Origin of the sequence: Mucilaginibacter robiniae (assembly GCF_012849215.1) — a bacterium.
GTDB lineage: Bacteria > Bacteroidota > Bacteroidia > Sphingobacteriales > Sphingobacteriaceae > Mucilaginibacter > Mucilaginibacter robiniae.
The window spans coordinates 867,748-890,908 of sequence record NZ_CP051682.1 but is presented as its reverse complement, the minus strand read 5'-3'; the positions used below and the strand labels follow the sequence as shown (position 1 = coordinate 890,908).

The following is a 23,161-nucleotide window of genomic DNA, read 5'->3' as shown; positions in this document are numbered from 1 at the left end:
ATAACCAATAACCAATAACCAATAACCAATAACCAATAACTACCCCTTATTTCGCTGCACCAAGAAATCGCGTAAAGCTTTATCCAGTGGCTCGGCGGTGCTGATTACGCGGTGTACAATATGTTTGCCTAGCAACTCCATCCTGATGTTTTCCTGATGTTGCCGTAACTTTTCCTGATATTGCTCACGGGCTTGCGGACCAATCTGGATGATCTCGCCGGTTTCCAGGTCTTCCAAAGCTGAGTAACCTTTGAAATCAAAATCTAATTCGTTTTGTCCCATTAATTGGAATACAATAATTTCATGCTTCAAGGCTGCCAGTGTGTCCAGCAGGTTCATAATTTCGCCATCTTGCTGGTACATATCGGTTACAAATACCAGTAGCTCTTTGCGGCCTGTTCCGGCAAACAGCTCTTTGTAATGCATAGGCTGTGTAAAGTTGCCGGCTGGCTGCATATTTTCAAGCTGATAATATACCCGTTGCAAATGTTGCGGATCAGGCTTGGAGGCCAATGAGAATAAATCTCCTTCCTTAAATACGTATAAGCCTACGGCATCACCCTGCAAGTTGGCCAGATAAGCCAGCGAGGCGGCCAGAAATTTAGCATATTCAATTTTTTTCAGCGTACCATCAAAATGATTCATGGAGGCGCTGGCATCAATCATCAGCTTAACCGAAATGCTGGTTTCCACTTCCGATTCGCGGATGTAATACCGGTCTGAGCGGGCGTACATGCGCCAATCCAGCCAACGCAAATCATCACCCGGCTGGTAGCTTCGATACTGGCTAAACTCCAATCCCGGCCCCTTAACGGTACTTTTGTTAAAGCCGTTCATAAAGCCATCAATCACCGTTTTAGCCAATAGCGGCAGGTTCTTGATGGTCATTAATACTTTTGGGTCGAGCAGCATTTTGGGTTGCGGGTTTTTTGTTGCGAGTTGTGCGTGTTGTGTTGCGAGTTTTGTGTTTTAGTATATTTGTTGGAGATACTTTTATCTCGCAACTTGCAACACAAAACCCGCAACCGACTATATTCCTTTCGGTCTTTCTACTAGCTTAATTAATTCGGCGGTGGCTTTATCGGCGGTAATGCCTTCGGCCTCGGCTTTAAAGTTCATGAGCACGCGATGGCGAAGTACCGGGGTGGCCATTGCGTGAATGTCTTCCATTAGTACGGCATAGCGGCCTTTTAGCAAAGCGCAGGCTTTGGCAGTTAAAATAAGTGCCTGCCCGGCACGCGGACCAGCGCCCCAGCGAACCCACTCTTTTACATAAGCCAAATCGGTAGTATCAGGGCGGGTGGCACGAATGATGAGGCTTACATAGCGTACCAAATCTTCGCTGATGCTTACCTGTCTCACCAGTGCTTGTGCCTGTGTAATTTCTTCAGCTGAGATAACCGCATTCAGTTCAACCTTGCGGGTACCGGTGGTGCGGTTCAATACTTCAAACTCCTCCTGCGCAGTAGGGTAGCCTATGCGAATGAGCAGTAAAAAACGGTCGAGTTGTGCTTCGGGCAACGGGTAGGTGCCAGCTTGCTCAATTGGGTTCTGGGTAGCCAGAATAAAAAAGGGCCGGTCAAGCGGATAGGTTTGCCCGCCGTAAGTTACCTCGAACTCCTGCATAGCCTCCAGTAAGGCTGATTGGGTTTTGGGCGGTGTACGGTTTATCTCGTCGGCTAGTACAATGTTGGCAAATAAGGGACCTTTGTTAAATTTGAAAAAGCGTTTGCCGGTAGCATGGTCTTCTTCCAGTATTTCAGTACCGATAATATCGGTCGGCATCAAATCGGGCGTAAATTGTATACGTCGGAACGATAGCTGCAACGCCTGCGACATGGTTTTTACCAGTAACGTTTTAGCCAATCCCGGTACGCCTTCCAGCAGGCAATGCCCGCCAGCAAAAAAGGCCACCAGTAATTCATCCAGAATGTGTTCCTGGCCTACAATAACCTTTTGTATTTCGGTTTTCAGCAACGGCAGCTTGGCCAGCAGTGATTTAATGTTATTTTCGGTAAGTTCCAAAACAGTATAGGGTTTAGAAAGTGTATAACCAGCTAAATGGCATCACAATATATCGTGCTTTCGGCAAAATGCGATAAAGTATTGCAAAAAATTAAAGGAAGTATCTAAAAAATTACAGGCGCCGTAAATTAAAAGGCAGTTTAGATAAAATTTTGTACTTACTTTAGAGTTTTAATCCTAAATGTCTCTAAATTCTAAATTTACATTTACCCGTTTCAGCTACCACTCCGGCGATTGGGATACCGACCAGCGCATGCCGTCAAATATCCTGAACTCGCTGCTGGAATATACTACTATTCCTATTGAGCAGAAAGAAAAGGTGGTGGCCTTAAGCAGTCCGGATGTGTTTGCCTCGCCGTTTAGTTACCTGAGCGGGCATAAGCTGGTGCAGTTTGATGCGCAGGAAAGGGCTAACTTTAAAAAGTATGTAGAAAATGGCGGCTTTGTATTTGTTGACGATTGCAACCATGACATTGACGGACTGTTTGCCAAATCATTCGAAACGCAAATGGGGAGTTTGTTCGGGCATGAGGCTTTGAAAAAAATCCCCAATAATCATGAAATTTATAATGCCTTTTTCAAATTTGAGAAAGGTCCGCCCAATACCTCGTTTGAGCTGAATGGCTGGGGTGATGATTTGGTGCATGATTATTTGAAGGCCATTACCATTAACGGTCGTATTGCCGTTTTGTACAGTAATAAAGATTATGGTTGCGAATGGGATTATGATTTCAGGAACAAGCGCTTTCTGGCGGAAGATAATACCAAGTTCGGCATAAACATTATTGTGTATGCCATGAGTTCGTGAGCAGCGTTAGTAAGTACTGCTAAAAAACAACTACTTTTGTATGCTGTTTATCCAGCATTACAACATGGATAATTTTTATATTCAGGAGAATGGTGAACAACTAGGGCCATTTTCTTTTGATGAGTTAACCGACCGTGGTTTAGAACCGGATACCCCGGTTCGTATCAATGAGGGCAAATGGGAAAAAGCGGCAGATATGTCTGACTTTCTGGAATACTTCCGCTACTATGGTTATTACTTTCCTACCGAGGCTAATTTAGCTGGTTTTGGCATTCGTTTGCTGGCTTACATAATTGACTACTTTACCATGGTAGTAATTCTGATTATCGGAATAACCATTTATGCCAGCATTACTGCTCCTAATGTTCAGCTAGATGATTTTATTGTTAAAAATCAGCAGTTTTTTCAGGTGGCCGTAGCGCCAATTTTCATGATTGTTTATTTTACCTTGACCGCAGCTTCACCTTTAAGCAGCAGTTTGGGGCAGGCTGCATTTAAGTTGATAATTGTAGATCAGAATGGTCGGAAAGTTACCTTTTTGCGGGCATTAGGGCGAGGGTTTGGTAAGTTTTTGTCTGGCTTTTTCTTTGGTGTAGGCTTTCTGGGCATTTTCTTTAGCCAATACAAACAGGCTTTTCATGATGTGATGGCTAAAACCTACGTAATACGCAAAGACGTTTATTAAGAAAGAAGCAAAGCTTTTAAATGAAAATACATGTTTTGGGCGCATCCTGCTCAGGTACCACAACCTTGGGGATGGTGCTTTCTGAACATGTAGGTTGTCCTTACTTTGATAGTGACCAGTATTTCTGGAAGCCTTCTGAACCTCCCTTTACCATCAGGCGTGAGCCTCATGAAAGGAATGCTATGCTTCATGAAGATTTGTTATTGCATGATAACTGGATTATAGGCGGATCGGTAATTAACTGGGGTGAAGAATGGTTAACCGCGTTTGATCTGGTTGTTTTCCTATACATCCCGCCAGCTATAAGGCTGCAACGATTAAAAAACCGCGAATTGGAACGCTATGGCGATGTGATCTTTACCAACCCGGAACGAGCCTTACAATATCAACAGTTTTTGGAATGGGCTACGGCTTACGATACTGATGCCATAAGTGGGCGAACCTTAAAAGCGCATGAAGCCTGGTTGTCAAAACTATCCTGTTCAGTGTTGGAAATAAGGGGAGACACTTCGGTACAAGAAAGGCTTAATCTGGTATTGGGTAAGTTGTAATGAATGTTAAGCGTTTGTTATTTTAACACGCTATTGAAATAAGGATAACTGGATAAACCTTATCTTTGTTAATTAAATAAAAGCTATACCGTTGCCCATGAATGCTGATGCTGTGAAAGTGCTGCCTGGCCGTTACTGTAATTCATTAACCGAATATTCTCGTTTTATTACCCGCGAAGTAACCATTGGTGATGTACCGATGGGCGGTCACAACCCCATTCGTATACAGAGCATGACTACTACCGATACGATGGATACCCAGGGTACGGTAGAGCAAACCATCCGGATGGTAGAGGCAGGCTGCGAATATGTACGCATTACAGCACCCAGCATTAAAGAAGCACAAAACTTAGCTGAAATTAAGAAGCAATTACGTGCCCGTGGCTATACAGTGCCGCTGGTAGCCGATATACATTTTACCCCTAACGCTGCCGAGGTGGCTGCCCGCATTGTTGAAAAAGTGCGTGTTAACCCCGGTAACTACGCTGATAAAAAGAAATTTGACCAACTGGATTATACCGATTCAGAATACCAAAACGAGTTAGACCGTATTTTTCAAAAGTTCACTCCACTGGTCAATATTTGTAAAGAGTATGGTACGGCTATGCGTATCGGTACTAATCATGGCTCCTTATCCGACCGGATTATGAGCCGTTATGGCGATACCCCACAAGGCATGGTGGAATCAGCTATGGAGTTTATCCGTATGTGCGAAGCGCTGAATTACTATAATCTGGTAATTTCCATGAAATCCAGCAATCCGCAGGTGATGGTGCAAGCTTACCGTCTGCTGGTAGATACCATGGTGGCCGAAGGAATGAACTATCCTTTGCACTTGGGCGTAACTGAGGCCGGCGATGGCGAAGATGGTCGTATCAAATCTGCCGTAGGTATTGGTACTTTGTTGGAAGATGGTTTGGGCGATACCGTACGGGTATCCTTAACTGAAGAGCCAGAAGCCGAAGCCCCAGTAGCTATGGCTTTGGTGAACCGTTATTCTTTAAGGAACCAGAAGTCTGGAACCCAGAATTTAGAGTCTAGAATCCAGAATCAAGACGGGTTTGCAAAACGTGAGGGACAACTGGTAAACCAAGATTTTGTTCAACCCGTAACCCACAACCCTTACGAATATCAAAAACGTATAACCAATGAGGCTAATGCTTTTATTGGTGGCCACATGGTGCCTCGTGTAGTGCTTGATTTATCTAACCGCAACCTGAAAGACCCATCTGTACTGAATGATGCAGGTTACCTGTACTCGCCAGTGCTGGATAAATACAATATGGCTGACCAATCGGTTGATTTTGTTTATTTGGCCGATCAACTGCCTTCATTTACTTTTCCAGGCAATTTAAAACAGTTATATAATTACGCTACCTGGAAAAACTTAGTTAACAAAAAAAATTGTCATCCGGTATTTACTTTAGCCGAATACCTGGCGGCCGATGATCTTTCATCTGCTTTAAACTTGGTTAAGGTAAAAGCTAATAATTTTGACGTTACCCAGTTTCAGCAATTAGCTGCCGACCCAGGCTTAGTATGGGTGCTGGAAACGGATGCTCTGCATGGGATGGCCGAGCAGCGAAGTTTCTTTTTTAAATTAACTGAGGCCAATATTGCTACACCCGTAATTATCAAACGCAGTTATGACTTCAACGATCAGTTACCAGATGCTCAATCAGAGTTGTTGGTAAACAGTGGCCAATCCATCGTGAATAGTGATAATTCTGCAATTTTAATTCCAGCAACTCCACACACGCCACCTGCAACCGAGTTACAGTTGTATGCTGCTACCGATATGGGTGCCTTGCTGGTAGATGGTTTTGGGGATGGTGTCTGGATTGATGCGCCCGGCATGTCTCCTGTGGTAGTTACTTCAACCGCTTTCGGTATTTTACAGGCTACCCGTTCACGTATTTCTAAAACCGAATACATATCCTGCCCAAGCTGTGGTCGTACACTATTCGATTTGCAGGAAACCACACAAATGATCCGCAGCCGAACCAGTCACTTAAAAGGCTTAAAAATCGGTATTATGGGCTGTATTGTAAACGGTCCCGGCGAAATGGCCGATGCCGATTATGGCTACGTAGGTGCAGGTCCGGGTAAAATTACACTGTACCGAGGTAAAGAAGTAGTGAAGAAAAACGTCAATACCGCCAACGCACTGGATGAACTGATTGGCATTATCCAAGAAGATGGTAATTGGGTAGAGCCTGTGGCTGCGTTGTAAGTGATATTGGTATATTTTAATTGATTATCTGCTACACACAATATTAACAGGTGTACGATAACGGTTATATCCTATAATCTTCATTTTAGTTAAAGATGTTAATACACTATTTTGTATTCGGATAGGTTTTACATTGAACATATCTGGTTTCTATTTCAAGGAAAGCTTCATTGTTCATTCTTAATAATAATCATAGTTACTGCTGTATCAGTTATCAAGTTTTTCTTCTAACATTAAACTAATAATTGCTTAAGCTACTTTACCAAGATTATTTAAGTGTTTTGCTATCGGTTTTTACCTTATTAACAGGTGTGTTTTTGATAGAATCATTAAGCTGAATAGTTGAGTCTGTAGGAGCAATCCTGACAGTATCACCAAGTAAAGGTTGACTACTGTTACTTTTGCAATTAGTTAAATTAATCCCAAGTATCACCATAGCGGCCGATAACCACTTTTTCCAAAAAGGTAATATTACAGGTTGAACATGCATTTGTTGGCGCGTAAAGCGGCCACATACATTATGGTTATTTTCGGCTAGTATGCGCTGAAAATCAGCTACCTTGCTATCTGTAAAATCATAAACCTTTTTCTGGCATTTGTCACAGTAGCGGCCACCTTCTGCTTTAGGCATTTCATTCCAGTTTTCTGAGCAAGAAAACCGAAGTTGGACATTTTTGATTTCTTCCTTCATAAAAAGGGCTTTGATAAATAGTGTTAGCCTAATCAGAACATTTAGTATTCTATGCTAAAAGCATTAACAGGATAATCTACCTATTAAATGCTCATGAATTTGTTCCACCAGCCCGAGTTATAATTTGTGCCGGTAACCTCAGTAGGTTTGCCGGGTTCGGGTATAAACAAGCTTTGCGGTTGCTTTTTTACCAGTTCTAATAAAATTTCTATGGGTTCATACCACGCGTGTAATGCCAAATTGAAAGTACCCCAATGTATAGGCATCATCTGTTTGCCTTTTAAAGCCAGGTGGGCATTGAAAGCGCTTAGCGGACCCATGTGTATATCAGGCCAGTTTTTACCATAAGCACCAATTTCCAACATCGTCAAATCAAACGGACCATACGCTTTCCCAATTTCTTCAAATCCTTCAAACCAACCGGAATCTGCACCAAAAAATATATTGTGTTTAACGCCTTTAATTACAAAAGCTAACCATAAAGTTTCCATCCGGTTGGATAAGCTTCGGCCTGAAAAGTGGCGAGTAGGGGTAGTCGTAATCGTGCAATCATCACCGATACGGGCTGTATCGCCCCAGTCCATTTCAGTAATTAAATGTTCGGACACACCCCAAGCTTTTAAGTATTGCCCTACGCCTAATGAGCAGTAAAAAGGAATGTTTTTAGGTGCTAAAGCGCGTATAGTGGCTTCGTCAAAATGGTCATAATGATCGTGCGAAATCAATACTGCATCCAGCGGCGGCAGCTCGGCCAAAGGTAGAGGTGCTGCAAAAAAACGTTTAGGACCCAGATATTGTGAAAAGGAAGCCCGCTGGCTCCAAACCGGATCAGTCAGGATGCGTTTGCCGTCAATTTCAATCAGCAAACTGGAATGCCCTATCCAGGTAACACGTAAACCACTGACTGGGGGGCTAGCATAAATGGAAGCATCAGTTTTAAAAGGGCCTAACGTTTTCTTGGGTGTATTTTCAGATTTGTTAGTGAGGTACTCCCACAAAATGGGAAAAAAGTGGTCAAAGCCAGCCGTATCGGTTGGTACGGGGTTTAAATATTTCTTGCCCTCTTTGCGGGCACCTTTAAGTTGTATCATGTATGATGGAGTAGTGAATAGTTTAGTGAGTACTGGAACTCAAAAATTTTAACGCCAGCTTGCATACTTCCTGTAAATGCGCTGGCAACTCATGACCAGTAAAAGGGTGTGTGGCACCAAAAACATGATCGGCATTAGCCATAACCATTACTTGGGCATTAGGCTGCATGGCTTTTAAATCATGTGCCTGGCTAATGTTGACGGTAGGGTCGGCTGTTCCATGAACCAGCAACCAAGGTTGCTTTACATCAGCCGCGCGTGCGGTTACATTCAGCCTGCCGGGATGTCGGTCTAAATCATCCAATAACGAAACTTTGATAGGCATCTGCTGCCCGATGCGGTGGTTCGGGAAGTACATCACTCCTGCGGTGCGCCACTGCTGCTCAGCTTGTGCCGGCCATAGGTTTCGGAAGGTACCTACCGAGGCCAGCGTAATTAAGCGACTTACCCGGCTATCTTCGGCAGCTTTAATAATGCTGATACCACCGCCCATGCTGTGCCCCATTAAAATAACTGATGGTGCCGCCGGTATAACCGAGCCACTGCAAGCAAAATCAATCACATATTTTAAATCGTCAAGTTCTATCGAAAAGGTGTTCTCACTAAAAGCAATCAAATCAGCAAAATCAACCGGCTGCTCAGGCGTGGTGCCGTTGTGCGAAAAGTTAAATTTCAACAACCTATAACCGTTCTGGGCAAAATAACGGGCTACCAGATGGTGTGTCCCCCAGTCTTTAAAGCCTTTAAATCCGTGTACGAATATAATTAGCGGAGCATCAGGCTGGGTATCGTCAAACGTCAGGTCAGCCAGCATCAAGCGGCCTTTTGAGCCTGCCAGGGTAAATTTTTCTGTTTTAATCATTTTCCGGGAGGTAGCCACAGCTACAGCTAATATCTATTAATAAGTGTGAGGCTTTGATTTTGTTTGTATATGCCAGCCTACCCATAACATCAAAATAGGTTGCAGTAAAAGCCGTATCCAGGCCAGCAAAGGGGTAACATACAGCTTACCCAACTGGAAAGGCGCTTGTTGCAGCATGGTAATATGTACCGGTAAAAAAGCAGCCAGCATTAATATAATCAGCCATGCACCCCAGTTACGGGTAGCCGGGAAAATAAGCAGTACGGCAAACGTAATTTCGCAGATACCAGCCAGCAAATTTAGTAGTACCGGATAGGGCAGATAGTCTGGAATAATTTTAATGTACCCATTAGGGTGTACAAAATGGTTAATACCAGCCAGTATATAGCCTGTAATTAAAATAAAAAGGCTGATTTTTTTTAACGTTTTCATAAGTAGTTCTTGCTTAATTAGCTATCCATCTTTACTGCGTAAGTAGTTGTAAATGATTAGTATGCTAGCATGATGAGGTGAATGTAATTTGTACTCTCTGTGTTTATAGCTTGATCAATAATTACAAATAAAGCTATATTCGGGGAAGATAAATATAACATATCGCTATATTCTGCGTTTAGGTTGAACTAATTCTAATGGAATTCTAATCTTAAACTATCAAAAATATTACAATATGCTCCGGCGCGTAAAAGAAGAACGATCATTAAAAGAAAATCTGATGCTGGCCTCGTCAACGGCCTTGGTAAGTGGCGGCATCAATGTGGCCGGTGTAATGGCCTTTTTGGCATTTACCACTAACGTAACCGGGCACGTAGCTACTCTGGCCCGGCATGTGGTTGAGCAAAACATTCGCGAAATACTCGTATTCTTTGCCTGGTTATTTATGTTCTTTTTTGGCGCATTCGTGAGCAGCTTTTTAATCCGGTCGTTTGAGCCTAAAAGCCGTTACCGTGCACATGCTACGCCTATATTGTTTGAAATTGTTATTTTACTGCTGGTAGCTATTTACGGGCACCATTTTTATGATGAAAACCGTACTGAGCGTGAAATCATTATAGGTGCCATTCTGTTTTCAATGGGCTTGCAAAATAGCATGGTTTCCAACATATCGGGTGGTTTGATAAAGGTAACTCACCTGAGCGGTTTGCTGACTGACTTTGGCAGCGAGGTAGGCGAGTGGCTGCATCCTAATCGTAAAAATGATACGGTACTACGTAATAAGCTGTTTATCCGTATGACTATTCTGACTTGTTATTTTATTGGTGGTATATTAGGTGGCTACCTGTTTACTATACTTGATTTTCAGGTATTTTACTTTATACCCGCCCTGTTGATGCTTATTATCAGTTATGATATACTGCCATTAATGCGCTACAAAACACAACAGTTCTTTTCTATATTCTCCTCCCGTAAAAAATCAACCCAATATTAATTTCCTTAAAAACACTAAAATTTATGTGTGCACACACCCACATGCATGACACTAGCCACATTACTTATGAAAGTTTGCTGGAAGGCAATAAGCAATTTGTAGAAGAAACGCTGGCCGAAGATCCGGAATACTTTACTAAGCTGGCCAATGGCCAGAAGCCACCGGTGTTATGGATTGGCTGCGCTGATAGCCGCGTACCGGCCAACCAAATTACCGGCACTAACCCAGGCGAAATATTTGTACACCGCAATATTGCCAACATGGTTATCCATACCGATATGAACATGTTATCGGTGCTTGACTATGCCGTAAACGTATTAAAAGTACAACACGTAATTGTATGCGGCCACTATCGCTGCGGTGGTGTAATAGCAGCTTTAACCAGCAACCAGCATGGCATTATTGATAACTGGCTTCGCCATATTAAAGATGTGTACCGCTTGCACTCTTATGAACTGGACCTGATTAGTGACGAAAAAGAGCGTGCTAACCGCTTGGTTGAGTTCAATGTAATTGAAAACGTACATAACCTGTGCAAAACTTCTATTCTGCAAAATGCCTGGAAAACAGGTCAGGAAGTAAGCGTACATGGTTGGGTGTACGATGTGGCCAATGGTTACATTAAAGATCTAAAAGTAAGCAGCAGCGCTAATACCAACCTGGCTGATGTTTTCAAACTAGATTAAACAAATCGTTACTCGCTTAAATCAAAAGCGCTGTTACTATATAGTAATGGCGCTTTTGATTTACGATACTTTGACTATCTTCTGTGCCGGCGATGTCTACTTTCTGAATGCCTGCTGTGAGAAGAAGACTGGTGACGTCTGGATGATTCATGCCGCCTTGAGGTGTGTTGTTCCTGATGGTGACGTCGTGATGATGACCGTTCTTCCCGGTGTGAACGCGAGGAATGTGTGGTGTTTTGATGAGTGCTTGTAGCTGGTTTTTCTTCCGTTTTCGGCTTTTCTGTTGTTGCCGTTTGCGGCTGTGAAGTGGTAGCTGCTTTCTGCGTAGTGTCTTGCTTAACTTCTGTAACGCTTAGTTCGTTGCCGTGTAAGTTGTAAACTAATACACGCTTTTGCGTAGTGGCTTTACCGTCTTCATCGGTGTTGTTAGCTGTAAACTCACGCATCAGCTTATCATCTTTAATATAAAAATTATCATTACCCCGATAACCCTTGCGTTGTGATTTGGTTAACTTCGGAAAGTCCAGCTTGTGGGCCTGTGCGTCGTTATACTCGTAAGCATATACTACACTGGTATGCAAGCTATCGGTAGCCTGAGTTTGGATAAAGAGTTCGGGATTACCATCCGTATCCATATCTGAATTGAGCACATCCACAATTTTGCCTTCCAAATCGGCGGTAGTAGTGGTGTAATTTTTACCAGTCGAATCAGACCTTAATATCTCATAAGCTCCTACCGAATCTGAACCCCGACCCCAGCTTAGTACGTCGTACGTTAGTCCGGGTGCTACCTCAATGCTTTTGTGAAAGCGGAAAGGAGCCATCACCTTAGCCGATTTAGTTACTACGGTAGTAGTTTCGGTGGCAGTTGCAGTTTGCTTGTTTTCTGAATGATTACAACCTGCCAGGGCTATACCACTAAGCAGCAGGAAGGTGTAATGTTTTACTGTCATTTTGTAACTAGAGATAGTATTTTTTTTTAGTTATATAATGAATCGGCTGAAAACTCTCCTTTAGGTTTGCCGGGCATAGTCAGGTACACCCGTAAGTTACTGAATGCGCCGGCTTTAAAGTATTTAAGTGTAAACTGATGATAGCCTTTTTGCAGCAGCACTTCGCCGGGCTGCTCATACAAACTATGCTTACCATCATTGTCAACAATCAGCTGATCGTCAATATACAACGTTGAACCATCGCCAGATTGTGTAGCGAAGATATACTTTCCGTCGGTATCAACCTTAATATAACCTGTAAAAATAAGTCCGAAGTTGGTGTTGGTTTTGGCAAAAGCCGAGGTGTTAAAGGTTTTTACCGTACCCGTATCCAATACATGAGCATTATCCAGTTGGCCGGTGTTGGTAAAGTTGCCGGTTACCAGTTGGTATTTAGCACCCGTAGTAGTACCGCTGTAGGGTACTGCTGGCAGTAAGGTACGGTTATAAACTACAGTTCGGGTAATTAAACTTCGATGCCCTGCTGGCGTAATCACCATGGTTTGCAACTCACGGTACTCATTGGTTGGAATGTTCAAGGTAAACGGATGATCGTAAATCAGGGTCGTTTCGCCCGGTGTGTAACCATCAATGGTATAATATACTTTGGCACCTTCTACTGGTGATTTTAAGTTAACCGTTAACTGGCTGCCGGTGTAGCTGGTATCTTTAGCACCAATAGCTATGGGTACACGATAATTATATTGGTTTTTGTCCAACCTGGCCAGTTGGTGTGGCAGGCGGTTTTCGGTAAAATCAGTATAGTTCTTGTTAGCCAGTGGGCTCCACGCTACTTCAGACAGGGCCAGCATACGCGGCAAGAGCATATACTCGGCTTTAGCTTCTGTAGCAATGTATTCGGTCCACATGTTGGCTTGCACCCCTAAAATATGCTTTTGCTGATCGGCCGTTAACTCGGCTGGCATAGGGTTATAGTTGTACGTTTTAGAGAGCGGGGTATAGCTGCCAATGCTTAAAGGTTCCAGATCAGACCGTGCTTGGGCATGGTCAAAATACAAACCACTACCACCGGGCGACATAATTACGTTATGGTTTTGGCGAGCCGCAGTAATACCACCAGCTTCGCCGCGCCAGCTCATTACCGTAGCATTGGGAGCCAAACCGCCTTGCAGTATTTCATCCCAGCCAATAATGCTGCGACCTTTGCTGTTTACAAACTTTTCAATACGTTGTATAAAGTAGCTTTGCAGGCCATGTTCGTCTTTCAGCTTTAGTCTTTTAATGAGTTGCTGGCAAAATGGAGAGTTATGCCAGGCCGATTTAGTCACCTCATCGCCCCCCACATGAATGTACTTGCTCGGGAACAAGTTCATGATTTCGGTCAGTACATCTTCCAGAAAGCTAAAAGTTTGATCGGTGGGGCAGTATACACCATTAAAACCACCCCAGGTTTGGGCTACCTGGTACGGGCCACTATCGCAGCCCAGTTCAGGGTAGGCAGCTAAGGCTGCCATAGAGTGGCCAGGCATATCCAATTCCGGAATAACGGTGATGTAACGAGCCGCAGCATACTGCACAACCTCCCGAACCTGGTCTTGCGTGTAGTAACCACCATAAGGCGTATTGTCGTATTGCTGAGGATTATGGTCGTGGTAGTTGCCAATTACAGTTTGTGCACGCTGACTGCCTATGCTGGTTAGTTTTGGATATTTCTTGATCTCAATGCGCCAGCCTTGATCGTCAGTCAAGTGCCAATGAAAAGTGTTGAGCTTGTAAGAAGCCATTAAATCCAGATACTTTTTAACAAACTCTACCGAAAAAAAGTGGCGTGATACATCCAGGTGCATACCCCGATAGCCAAAACGCGGATAATCTTCAATTTGCAACGCCGGTAGTTTAGCCGTAGCGCTACGATCTAAAGGCATTAATTGGATCAACGTTTGAATACCATAAAACAACCCGGCGCCTTTACCGGCAATGGTGATTTGCTGTGGGGTGATAGTCAGGCGGTAGCCTTCGGCAGGTAAGCCTTCGGTGCCGGTTGCTGTAAGCACCAGCGCATTGCTGATGGTCTGACCCGTATAGAGTTTTACCGAATTATTCAACATCATTTTGTTTTGCAGGTAGCCTGCAAGAAACTCTACGGCCTTATTATCCGTACTATCGGCCAGTATTGCGGTTTGCTGGCTTAATACAAAGTTGCCAACTATAGTTTTTACCGATACTGGTGCAGGTATCAATCCTAAATTGTTCGCTGTGTTTTGCGCAGAAGCAGCGCTTGTAAGAACAATAAGAAAGAACAGGAATAAACGAAATTTACAATACATATAAAAGTTAGTACGCGTCAAAAGAATAAAAGGCGTGAAAATAGAAGATTTTTAGAGGATAGCAGTTAATGACATTGAAAAAAATGTGTGCGAGAACGGTAAACAATATAATTACTGCCAAACAGATAGGAGCAGTATCAGGTATGGCACACAGCTATACAGAACATCACAATATTTCTTATAATTGTACAGTGTTAAGTGTGTACCTGTCATCCGGCCTTAAAAAAGCCGCTGGTGTTTTGTTTTGCATATTGATGGCCTATGGTGCACTGGCACAGCAAAAAGAAGACCCTGGCACTATTACCGATAGTGTGGTTACACCCAAAATGGTTGAACCAATGCGCAAACCCGAACCTGGTTCGGATGTGGATCGTTTGTGGGTGTTGTACCGTGATACCGACGTGGTCATGATTCCGCTAGATGGTAGAGCGGTAAAAGCGCATGTACAAATTTTGTACAATGCTGATAAAAAGCCTTATTCGGTGATTGCTTATGGCGAAGCCGATGCCGACTCCACACACGCGCTTGATAAACTGGTGCATGAGTTGATAACTGAGAAGCTGAAAGTGGGTTACCATCAAATTCCGGGGCGTTTTTCAGTTGCTTTCAATCCAGGTGGCACGTTTGAAAATAAGTTTGAAGTAGTTTTATACCAAAAAGGCAGTCAGTTTGCCAAGTATGGCACCAAGAAGATTATCTACAATCCTTCGGTACACGAAAGCGTTCCCCAATACGTGGGCGATTCCTTTTACTTTGAGGTAGTTGATGAAAGCCGCCGGCCTGTTGCTGGGGGAGCTAAAAAGTTTGTATTCTAAGCATTCACAGTTTTATTATTTGTAAGTATGGTACAGATTATCTGGGTTAAGTTCATGAAAAAAGTGGGTTGCTTAGTGTGGATTTTATTGCTGGGTTATGGGGCTTTGGCACAGAAAAAAGCAAACCTTGCCCGCTTAGATGTGGATCGGCTTTATGAAATATACCATGATAAGCAAGAGGTTACTTTTCGTACCAATACCGGCAATGTTACGGCCAATGTGCTTATCTACTATAACGCTTACCGCCAGCCTTGTGCCATCATTTTATATGGTGATGCTGTAGGCCTGGCTAATATTGAAGAGGTAAAGCAACAATTAGGCGCAGCCAAGCTGCACGATGGCTACGTTAAGGATAATGGCAAACTTAACACCATTGACTTTGACCGCCCCGGTGCTTATGAAAATAATGTAGAGGTAACCGTTTACCATAAAGGTACGCAGTATGCCAAATATGGCATCAAAAAAATGGAGGAGCGTAACCCTGTTGATACCCTGAACAACGACAATATGCCCACCAACATCAGCGATTTCTTTTACTTCGAGGTAGGTGATACAGCCCGCAAGCAAGCCATCCGGCCAGGTAAGCTGGTATTTTAGGCGATAAGGCCCTAGGCTAAGCCGTTTTCCACTCCTGGTTCCGTCTGAAAAGTGATATCAAAAAGCCGAGTATCATGATGATGGTACCTGTCCATAAAAAGATAATGTATGGAAACTCAATCGCTTTCATGACTATAAACTTTTTATCACTTTCTTTTTGTTGATAAACTGTGATCTCTACCTGTCCTTTTTCAGGAATGATTTTGGATAGTCGCAATTTCAGTCCGGCAGCATCTATAATCTTTGGAAAATCGAAGACACTGTTATTTTTAATTAAATACACGGGTTCTGCATTGTAAGCTTTGCCATGTGTATAAATGTTTAACTGGGCACCAACGGCAATGTCGTTTTTATCTAACGGTATGTTTTGTACCCGGGCATTCTTATTCAATCCTTTAAAAATAACATAACCTTCGCGGTAATGGATAGTGTCTCCTGCAGAAACGTTATAGGTGGCAGGCGGATCATATTTTTTGCTGTTTTCCCCACTGCCATGATCTGCATCTTGTGTTTGAGGCTCAGTATTGACCAGGTTCGACATAGTGATGTGGGTGTACAAGTCATGCAATAAGTAATGCTTGGTATCTGGCGATGAAGAAAGCCCACTGGTGCTGCCTTCGCCCTGAACGTTGGGCCGCAGCGTGAAATCTTCATTAATCTTTCCTCTATCGTCAATCAATTTATAATTGACATTAAAATAGTGGTTGAGCCCTTCTGTGGTATCCCCTAGAAAGGTAACGGTATAGTTACCCATTTTTACAGGCTGATTTTTATACAACAGTAAATTTTCACGCGGATTTTGTTCTTTGGCAAAATCAGCACTGAATTGCTCGCCAGTTGTGTTTTCTGATACTACTTTATGCGTTCCTGCTGCAATTAAAGCTCCAACCAGCAATAAGCCAAAACCCAGGTGAGCAATAGCTGAACCTGCCAGTTTGAATTTACCTTTTATTGATTCAGACAAAATATTGGCATTCGCAATAATGGAATATATAGAGCAGACCATAACCAGGCAAAAAACAAAATGCAGCTTGTACAAGCCGGTTGCATAAATAACCAAAGCAGTTAATACAATAGCAAGCGTCATGAAAACACCATTGGTGATAAAGAACCGGCCTACATCGGTTTTCTTGTATTTTAAAAACTGTGTTAAGCCACTTAAAAGGGTAATGACAACAGCAAAGGCTGCCTGTATAATGTTGTAATGTTTTACCGGATCTAACGGCGGTGCCAATTTGGTGCCGAACATGGCGTTCCATACCGGTATAGAAGTAACCAGAATTAGGTGGAAGCAAGACAACCCCAAAAAAGCGGAACCTACAAAAATCCAAAACTCTCTTGAATAGGTTTCCTCATCTTTTTGCGAAAAGGGAAGTTCTTTCCAGCGTGTAATCAGAAAGTAAGCAGAAATTAATACGAATGCAACAATAGCGAGTACCAGATGCCAGAACATGCCTAAATCGGTAAAGGCGTGTACGGAAGTTTCACCCAGAATGCCGCTTCTGGCTAAAAAGGAAGAATACCAAACCAGAATAAAGCTAATCAGAACCAGGAAAATAGCAGTGAAAAAAGAATGCTTGGTGTTTTTGAAAACAATAAGCACATGCAGGGCTGCAACTAAGGTAAGCCATGGGAATACAGAAGCGTTTTCTACCGGGTCCCAGGCCCAAAAGCCACCGAAGTTTAAGGCTTCGTAGGCCCAGGCTGCGCCCATCATTACCCCAGTGCCTAAAAGCATGGCACCAAACAGTGCATAAGAAATAGCGGGCTGTATCCAGTCATGATAGCGTCTTTGCCAAAGGCCGGCTATGGCGTAGGCAAAGGGAACGACCACCGAGGCAAACCCTAGAAACACTACCGGTGGGTGTATAATCATCCAGTAGTTTTGCAAAGAGGGGTTCATGCCTTTGCCATCTTTAATGAACGATAAATAATCAGGATTAGAAAAAATAGGGCCTGCTATAGCATTTCTTAAAAGCAGGAACGGTGAACTACCTACGCGAGCGCCGAAAATCTCTACACCCAAAATCATGGAAGTGAGAATCACTTGCGAAAAGGCGACAACCGTCATGACGGGTTTTTCCCAAGTTCCGGCTTTTTTAATGAGAATCAGGCCGATAACGGCTTGCCAAAACATCCAAAGCAGAAAACCACCTTCCTGGCCGTTCCAGAATCCGGAAACTAAAAAGTAAACTGGTAAAGCCCTGGAAGTGTACGACCAAGCATAATGAAACTCAAAATAATGATTGTAAAGAATGCAGAATAAACAAATACCTACACCCAATATGGCTAAGAAATTGGTGATGTAAGCTATGCGGCCCAACCGTAACCAGGATGTATTCTCTTTTGGAGCTTTATCCTGAGTGGCAAAAAAGTAACTGATGCAGGATAGGATCGCCATGCCAAATGACAGTACGACTAAGAATTGTCCTATATTTCCCCAAGCCAGGTGTTCACCTTTAAATTGTGTAGTCATTCAATCAATATAATTACAGGCTAAATCTCCTGATGTTGATGTACTTAAATTAGCCTTCAAAGTTACCAAATAGGTAATTGAATAAACTTACAAATAGTAGTTGAACTAATTTAGAATTATTATGAATAGAGAAGCTTTGATGATTGTAATACTTTGATTGATGGAGACGTACTTTACAGCTACTAGCGTTTATTAAAAAATGATAGGTACCGTGTTTTGAACTTCGGACCGATTGCCTATTCTACCCGGCTTCCATTTTGGGGAAGCCCTGAATATTCTTATCAATTGTTGATTGATGTTATCACTTACTTGGCTTCTGAGTATTTTGACATCAGCTACCGAACCATCCGCTTTTACTAAAAAAGTAACTATAACACGTTTACCGGTATAATCAGCGTCTAACGTGAGGTTGCTTTTTACATATGCCCGAAACTTTTCTATTCCACCAGGATACTCCGGAGCAACTTCATCAACCATACCAAATACGAGTTGCTGATTGGCTATAGGTTCCTTACGTATTAAAACACTGTCTTTATGAAAAGGACGTTGTGCAAAAATCGTTTGAGGTAATCCGGTTAATCCTAAAGCCATAATGCTGGCAGATAACCATTTTTGCCACCTGTGCTGGTGCGGCTTTATTGTAATACAGTCGGTTTCAAATAAACCGCATATTCTTTGCGGACTTTGAGCAACAATTTGCCGTAGCTCAGACTCTGAAGTGCCTCTGAAATCCTGTACCAATTTCTGACAGCCCTCACAATACCAGCCATCCTGACAAGGTATCAATTTATCAAAAGCTTTGGGGCATTTGAAAGATAATTGTATGGTTTGCAAAGGTTTCATAGGTGTTGATTAACAAATATAACTATCAGCCAAAAGGTTTTGCTTGCATTTTGCAAAGTTTTCAGCACGCGGTTTCTTATCTTTGGATGTTACATGAAATACCTGCGCTGGCTGCTTTTTCCTTTTTCGTTGCTGTATGGCTTAGTGGTGCTCATCCGCAATTGGTGTTATGACGCGGGTATTTATAAAAGCCGGCAATTTGATCTGCCAGTCATCTCGGTAGGCAATCTGGATGTAGGCGGCGCGGGTAAAAGTCCCATGACCGAATATTCGATTAGGCTGTTGAAAAATGAACTTCACCTAGCCACACTAAGCCGGGGTTATGGCCGTAAAACTAAGGGCTATTTGGTAGCTACCCCATTTACTACAGCCGCCCAAGTGGGTGATGAGCCTGCTCAGTTTAAACAGAAGTTTCCGGAGATTACCGTTGCCGTTTGCGAAAAGCGGGTAATCGGGATTGAAAATCTGCAAGCCAGCGGTTTCGAGGCAGTTATTCTGGATGATGCCTACCAGCATCGTGCCGTAAAACCGGGTTTTAGTATTTTGCTGTTTGATTATAACCGCTTGCAAGAGCCTCACTTGCTTTTGCCGGCCGGTAACCTGCGCGAACCTTTTAGCGGACGGCGTCGGGCCGATGTGCTGGTGGTTAGCAAATGCCCGGCACAGCTTACCGAAACGCAGCAAAAAGCCGCTATAAAGCGCATCAGTCCATACCCGAACCAGCAGGTTTATTTCACTACCATCAGCTATTTGCCTTTGGCTAATATAAATGGGCAACCGGTACTAACCGTTTTGGATGAAAATACGTATATCTTCCTGTTAACAGGTATAGCCAACCCAAAGCCTATGTTACAGTATCTTCAAGGGTTTAGCTCGCACATTACGCATCACAATTATCCCGACCATCATCCGTTTAGCTTAAAAAATATTGCTAAACTTGCCGATGGTTTTAACCGGTGCACAGCATCTCGCAAGGTAATTATTACTACCGAAAAGGATGCCCAGCGGTTGCGCGAACCGGACTTAGCAGCAGCTATGAGTCAGTTACCAGTTTTGGTGCTGCCTATAGGCATACAATTTTTAAACAACGGCGAAGAGCCGTTTAAGCAAACGATAGTTAACTATGTTAGAAAATATACAACGCACCACGGCTTACATTAAAAGCCGCATTGGTGATTTTGAACCCGAAGTAGGTATCATTTTAGGTACCGGATTGGGCGGATTAGTACGTGAAATTGAGGTAGAAAAGCAATTACTATATGCCAACATTCCGGGCTTCCCGATTTCAACATTGGAGTTTCATTCCGGTAAGTTGATTTTTGGGCAACTGGCCGGTAAAAGGGTAGTAGCCATGCAAGGTCGTTTGCATTACTACGAAGGGTATGATATGCAGCAAATTACTTTTCCGGTACGGGTAATGAAAATGCTCGGTATTCAAACATTGCTGGTATCAAATGCCAGCGGTGCGCTAAACCCTTCTTTCCAGAAAGGCGATTTAATGATTATTGAAGATCATATCAATTTGCAACCCAGCAACCCGCTGGTGGGCACCAACTATGATGAACTGGGACCTCGTTTTCCGGATATGAGCGAGCCTTATCGCCTAAATTTGATTTCAAAAGCGTTAGATATTGCATCAGAACACAATATTACCTGCCATAAAGGAGTTTATGTGGCTGTAAGCGGCCCTAACCTGGAAACCCGCGCCGAATACAAGTATTTGCGCATTATTGGCGGCGATGCTGTGGGCATGAGTACGGCGCCGGAAGTAATTGTGGCCAACCACATGGGGTTGCCGGTATTTGCCATATCCGTGTTAACTGATGAAGGGTTCCCGGAAACGCTGAAGCCGGTATCGGTTGAAGAAATATTGGAAGTGGCCCGGCAGGCCGAACCAAACATGACGCTGATTTTAAAAGAACTGATTGCACAATTATAAGTACCCCCGCTTTTTAGAACAGAAGCTGATTTATACAACAGGAATGGCTGGTAAGCTGCGTTATATATTATTCACCTGGATACTGGCTTTGGCTTCGCATACAGCTATGGCACAAATACCTAACCGGCCTTACATGTCGACGGATACGCTGCGCACTCCTCCTAAAAAGCTATCTGACGATCAGTTAATAGATTCTACCCGCAAGCGGTTAGAAAACAAGAAAGACTCGGTTATTTATACATCCAAGTTTATTAAAGTAACTAATGAACATTTACTAAACGATAGTACTCAGGTTTTTCCGTTAGATACCGGGCTTAATAATTTTGAAAATTACAGTCCGCTATATCAGCCCAAGCACCCCTATATTGGGTTGGGTAATCTGGGCTTGGCTGCACGGCCTTTATTGTTTGAACCGCAAAAAAGCATCGGCTTTGATGTAGGCGAACATTTTCTGGATCAGTACATGCTCAACCCGCAGGATATAACTTATTATCGATCTAAGGTAGCTTATACTAACCTGTCTTACGTAGCCGGAGGCTTAACCGAACAGGTGTTCAGGGGTACGCATACGCAAAATATCAAACCGAATTTAAACATAGGTGCTGATTTTAATACTATTGGTTCAAAAGGCTTTTATACAAGGCAAAACGTGAGCGATATTAATGCGGCGCTTTTTGGCTGGTACGAATCTAAAAACAAGCGGTATAATTTACTAGCGAATATTACTTTCAACAACATGAAAACGCCCGAAAACGGGTCGGTTGTGAATGATAATATTTTTACGCCCACTACCACCATCAGCGATCCGCTGAATGCAACTGTAAGGCTCAATAGTTCCAGAGATTACCAGCGTAATAGCGGTTTGTATATAAAGCAGTTTTATTACCTGGGTCGCATTGATACTATTAAGCAGAAGGGCGCCGCTAAAATATTACCTACCCAGCGCGTAGCTTACACTTTTTATTACAATACCCGTAGTTATAGCTTTTCGCAAAATGAGTCGGATACCTACAAAGTCTTCCCCGATTACTTTTTCAGTCCTACGCTTTCGCGAGATTCGTTATCGCTTAAGCACCTGCAAAATGATTTCTCATACAGCTTTTATCTGCGCGGCAAACCTACCAGCTTTGTTAAAAACGAGCTAAAACTGGATTTGGGCGTAACCAGTGATATTTATCATTACAGCCAGTTTATTAATGATTCGTTGCAGGCTTATACAAACCTGACCAACCAGCTGCGCAAGGTGCAGAATGCTACTATTCAAAACATAAAACTGCATGCTGCGCTAAGCTATCGTTTTAGTGACCGCATCAGTCTGGAAGGTGATTTGCAGCAAATAGCCGAAGGTTACAATTTTGGTGATTACCTGTATGATGCCAAATTAACCCTGGCTGGTGGTGATAAAGCCGGTAAAATTATTTTGGGTGCCTATGCGCAAAACAATAAAGCGCCACTGTTATACAGCAACTGGATATCCAACCACTACATTTATCTGAATACAGGTATTAATAACCAGAAAATCAACAACCTGTCATTTAACTATATCAACAATAAACTGCAACTGGATTTAAAGGCTGAATACTTCCTGATTAATGGTTATCAGTATTTTGCAGCTTTATCGTCTGGCGGTAATGATGCAGCTCCGGCGCAGTTAAGTTCACCACTTAACCTGCTTAAAATTAGCGTAGGTAAATCTATTACCTGGCGACATTTGCATTTTGAAGATTATCTGGTTTATCAAAAATCTGACTACCAAAATACCATACGTACGCCGCAGGTGTATAACTATGCCAATCTGTATGTAACTAAGCTGTTGTTTAATGTGCTGAATACCACATTGGGGGTTAATGTACGTTACAATACATCTTACGTAGCGCCATCATATGCGGTTGGCATCGGGCAGTTTTATAACGGACCTAACGTGACCTTCTCGTCCTATCCGCTAATTACTCCTTATGTAAAAGCTACCCTGTACCGTACCAACCTGTTGGTGCAGTATGATTATGCTAACCAAGGCTTATTCAGCGATGGCTTTTATACCGTAAATCGTTATCCTATGCAAAGCCGCTTACTAAAGATAGGCGTATCCTGGTCGTTTTATAACTAAGGGTAAAAGCTGGCTTTTGCAGAATGTGCGCAATTAACAGCGAGCG

The 23,161-nt window shown here is 43.0% G+C and carries 21 protein-coding genes; 11 read left to right on the top strand and 10 right to left on the bottom strand.

The window, feature by feature from the left end:
• Window positions 1-39: 39 nt before the first annotated feature.
• Window positions 40-912: a DUF58 domain-containing protein gene (locus HH214_RS04005; protein ID WP_248282199.1), complete on the bottom strand. Its 873-nt coding sequence runs from the start codon at window positions 910-912 to the stop codon at window positions 40-42.
• Between the two features lie 117 nt (window positions 913-1,029).
• Window positions 1,030-2,025, bottom strand: coding sequence for an AAA family ATPase (locus HH214_RS04000; protein ID WP_169606116.1), 996 nt, complete (start codon window positions 2,023-2,025; stop codon window positions 1,030-1,032).
• Window positions 2,026-2,206: 181 nt separating this feature from the next.
• Here HH214_RS04000 and HH214_RS03995 point away from each other — a divergent pair, with 181 nt between their 5' ends.
• The 4 genes from HH214_RS03995 (at window position 2,207) to ispG (ending at window position 6,302) form a co-directional block, all read left to right on the top strand.
• On the top strand, window positions 2,207-2,833 hold the full coding sequence (locus tag HH214_RS03995; RefSeq protein ID WP_169606115.1) for a DUF4159 domain-containing protein: 627 nt from the start codon (window positions 2,207-2,209) through the stop codon (window positions 2,831-2,833).
• 64 nt (window positions 2,834-2,897) lie between these two features.
• Window positions 2,898-3,518, top strand: a complete 621-nt coding sequence (locus HH214_RS03990) for an RDD family protein (protein ID WP_169606114.1) — start codon at window positions 2,898-2,900, stop codon at window positions 3,516-3,518.
• 20 nt (window positions 3,519-3,538) lie between these two features.
• Window positions 3,539-4,069: an AAA family ATPase gene (locus tag HH214_RS03985; protein ID WP_169606113.1), complete on the top strand. Its 531-nt coding sequence runs from the start codon at window positions 3,539-3,541 to the stop codon at window positions 4,067-4,069.
• Between the two features lie 97 nt (window positions 4,070-4,166).
• The gene (gene ispG / locus HH214_RS03980; RefSeq protein WP_169606112.1) at window positions 4,167-6,302 is read left to right on the top strand and encodes a (E)-4-hydroxy-3-methylbut-2-enyl-diphosphate synthase; all 2,136 of its coding nucleotides are present in this window, start codon (window positions 4,167-4,169) and stop codon (window positions 6,300-6,302) included.
• Window positions 6,303-6,570: 268 nt separating this feature from the next.
• On the opposite strand, the gene HH214_RS03975 is transcribed toward ispG, so the two are convergent.
• The 4 genes from HH214_RS03975 to HH214_RS03960 form a co-directional block, all read right to left on the bottom strand.
• Window positions 6,571-6,993 (bottom strand): hypothetical protein, encoded by a 423-nt coding sequence (locus HH214_RS03975; protein WP_169606111.1) that lies wholly within the window; start codon window positions 6,991-6,993, stop codon window positions 6,571-6,573.
• An 83-nt stretch (window positions 6,994-7,076) separates the two neighbouring features.
• Complete coding sequence (locus HH214_RS03970) at window positions 7,077-8,084, bottom strand: MBL fold metallo-hydrolase (RefSeq protein WP_169606110.1); 1,008 nt, start codon at window positions 8,082-8,084, stop codon at window positions 7,077-7,079.
• A 22-nt stretch (window positions 8,085-8,106) separates the two neighbouring features.
• Complete coding sequence (locus HH214_RS03965; RefSeq protein ID WP_169606109.1) at window positions 8,107-8,946, bottom strand: alpha/beta hydrolase family protein; 840 nt, start codon at window positions 8,944-8,946, stop codon at window positions 8,107-8,109.
• A 36-nt stretch (window positions 8,947-8,982) separates the two neighbouring features.
• Window positions 8,983-9,378: a DoxX family protein gene (locus HH214_RS03960; RefSeq protein ID WP_169606108.1), complete on the bottom strand. Its 396-nt coding sequence runs from the start codon at window positions 9,376-9,378 to the stop codon at window positions 8,983-8,985.
• A gap of 235 nt (window positions 9,379-9,613) precedes the next feature.
• On the opposite strand from HH214_RS03960, the gene HH214_RS03955 reads away from it, so the two are divergent.
• Entirely contained in the window at window positions 9,614-10,372 is a 759-nt protein-coding gene (locus HH214_RS03955; protein ID WP_169606107.1) for a YoaK family protein, read from the top strand.
• A gap of 23 nt (window positions 10,373-10,395) precedes the next feature.
• Window positions 10,396-11,058, top strand: coding sequence for a carbonate dehydratase (gene can / locus HH214_RS03950; protein ID WP_169606106.1), 663 nt, complete (start codon window positions 10,396-10,398; stop codon window positions 11,056-11,058).
• Between the two features lie 74 nt (window positions 11,059-11,132).
• Here the strand turns inward: can and HH214_RS03945 are convergent, their stop codons facing one another.
• Window positions 11,133-12,011 carry a hypothetical protein gene (locus tag HH214_RS03945; RefSeq protein ID WP_169606105.1) on the bottom strand — a complete coding sequence of 293 codons (879 nt, stop codon included), beginning with the start codon at window positions 12,009-12,011 and terminating at the stop codon, window positions 11,133-11,135.
• Between the two features lie 26 nt (window positions 12,012-12,037).
• Complete coding sequence (locus HH214_RS03940; protein ID WP_315853185.1) at window positions 12,038-14,251, bottom strand: family 20 glycosylhydrolase; 2,214 nt, start codon at window positions 14,249-14,251, stop codon at window positions 12,038-12,040.
• Window positions 14,252-14,406: 155 nt separating this feature from the next.
• Here HH214_RS03940 and HH214_RS03935 point away from each other — a divergent pair, with 155 nt between their 5' ends.
• Window positions 14,407-15,153, top strand: coding sequence for a hypothetical protein (locus tag HH214_RS03935; RefSeq protein ID WP_169606103.1), 747 nt, complete (start codon window positions 14,407-14,409; stop codon window positions 15,151-15,153).
• A gap of 27 nt (window positions 15,154-15,180) precedes the next feature.
• Window positions 15,181-15,750, top strand: coding sequence for a hypothetical protein (locus tag HH214_RS03930; RefSeq protein ID WP_169606102.1), 570 nt, complete (start codon window positions 15,181-15,183; stop codon window positions 15,748-15,750).
• A gap of 16 nt (window positions 15,751-15,766) precedes the next feature.
• On the opposite strand, the gene ccsA is transcribed toward HH214_RS03930, so the two are convergent.
• Together ccsA and HH214_RS03920 are read right to left on the bottom strand one after the other, a co-directional pair.
• On the bottom strand, window positions 15,767-18,226 hold the full coding sequence (ccsA, locus tag HH214_RS03925) for a cytochrome c biogenesis protein CcsA (RefSeq protein ID WP_169606101.1): 2,460 nt from the start codon (window positions 18,224-18,226) through the stop codon (window positions 15,767-15,769).
• Window positions 18,227-18,418: 192 nt separating this feature from the next.
• Window positions 18,419-19,069 carry an energy transducer TonB gene (locus tag HH214_RS03920; protein ID WP_169606100.1) on the bottom strand — a complete coding sequence of 217 codons (651 nt, stop codon included), beginning with the start codon at window positions 19,067-19,069 and terminating at the stop codon, window positions 18,419-18,421.
• A gap of 93 nt (window positions 19,070-19,162) precedes the next feature.
• Between HH214_RS03920 and lpxK the strand changes: the two genes are divergently transcribed.
• From lpxK to HH214_RS03905, 3 genes are read left to right on the top strand one after another with little or no spacing between them, the layout of a single operon-like run.
• Window positions 19,163-20,230 (top strand): tetraacyldisaccharide 4'-kinase, encoded by a 1,068-nt coding sequence (gene lpxK / locus HH214_RS03915; RefSeq protein WP_169606099.1) that lies wholly within the window; start codon window positions 19,163-19,165, stop codon window positions 20,228-20,230.
• Window positions 20,193-21,008 carry a purine-nucleoside phosphorylase gene (locus HH214_RS03910; protein WP_169606098.1) on the top strand — a complete coding sequence of 272 codons (816 nt, stop codon included), beginning with the start codon at window positions 20,193-20,195 and terminating at the stop codon, window positions 21,006-21,008. Before lpxK ends, HH214_RS03910 begins: the two co-directional genes overlap by 38 nt.
• Before the next feature lie 43 nt (window positions 21,009-21,051).
• Window positions 21,052-23,115, top strand: a complete 2,064-nt coding sequence (locus tag HH214_RS03905) for a putative porin (RefSeq protein WP_248282198.1) — start codon at window positions 21,052-21,054, stop codon at window positions 23,113-23,115.
• Window positions 23,116-23,161 lie beyond the last annotated feature (46 nt).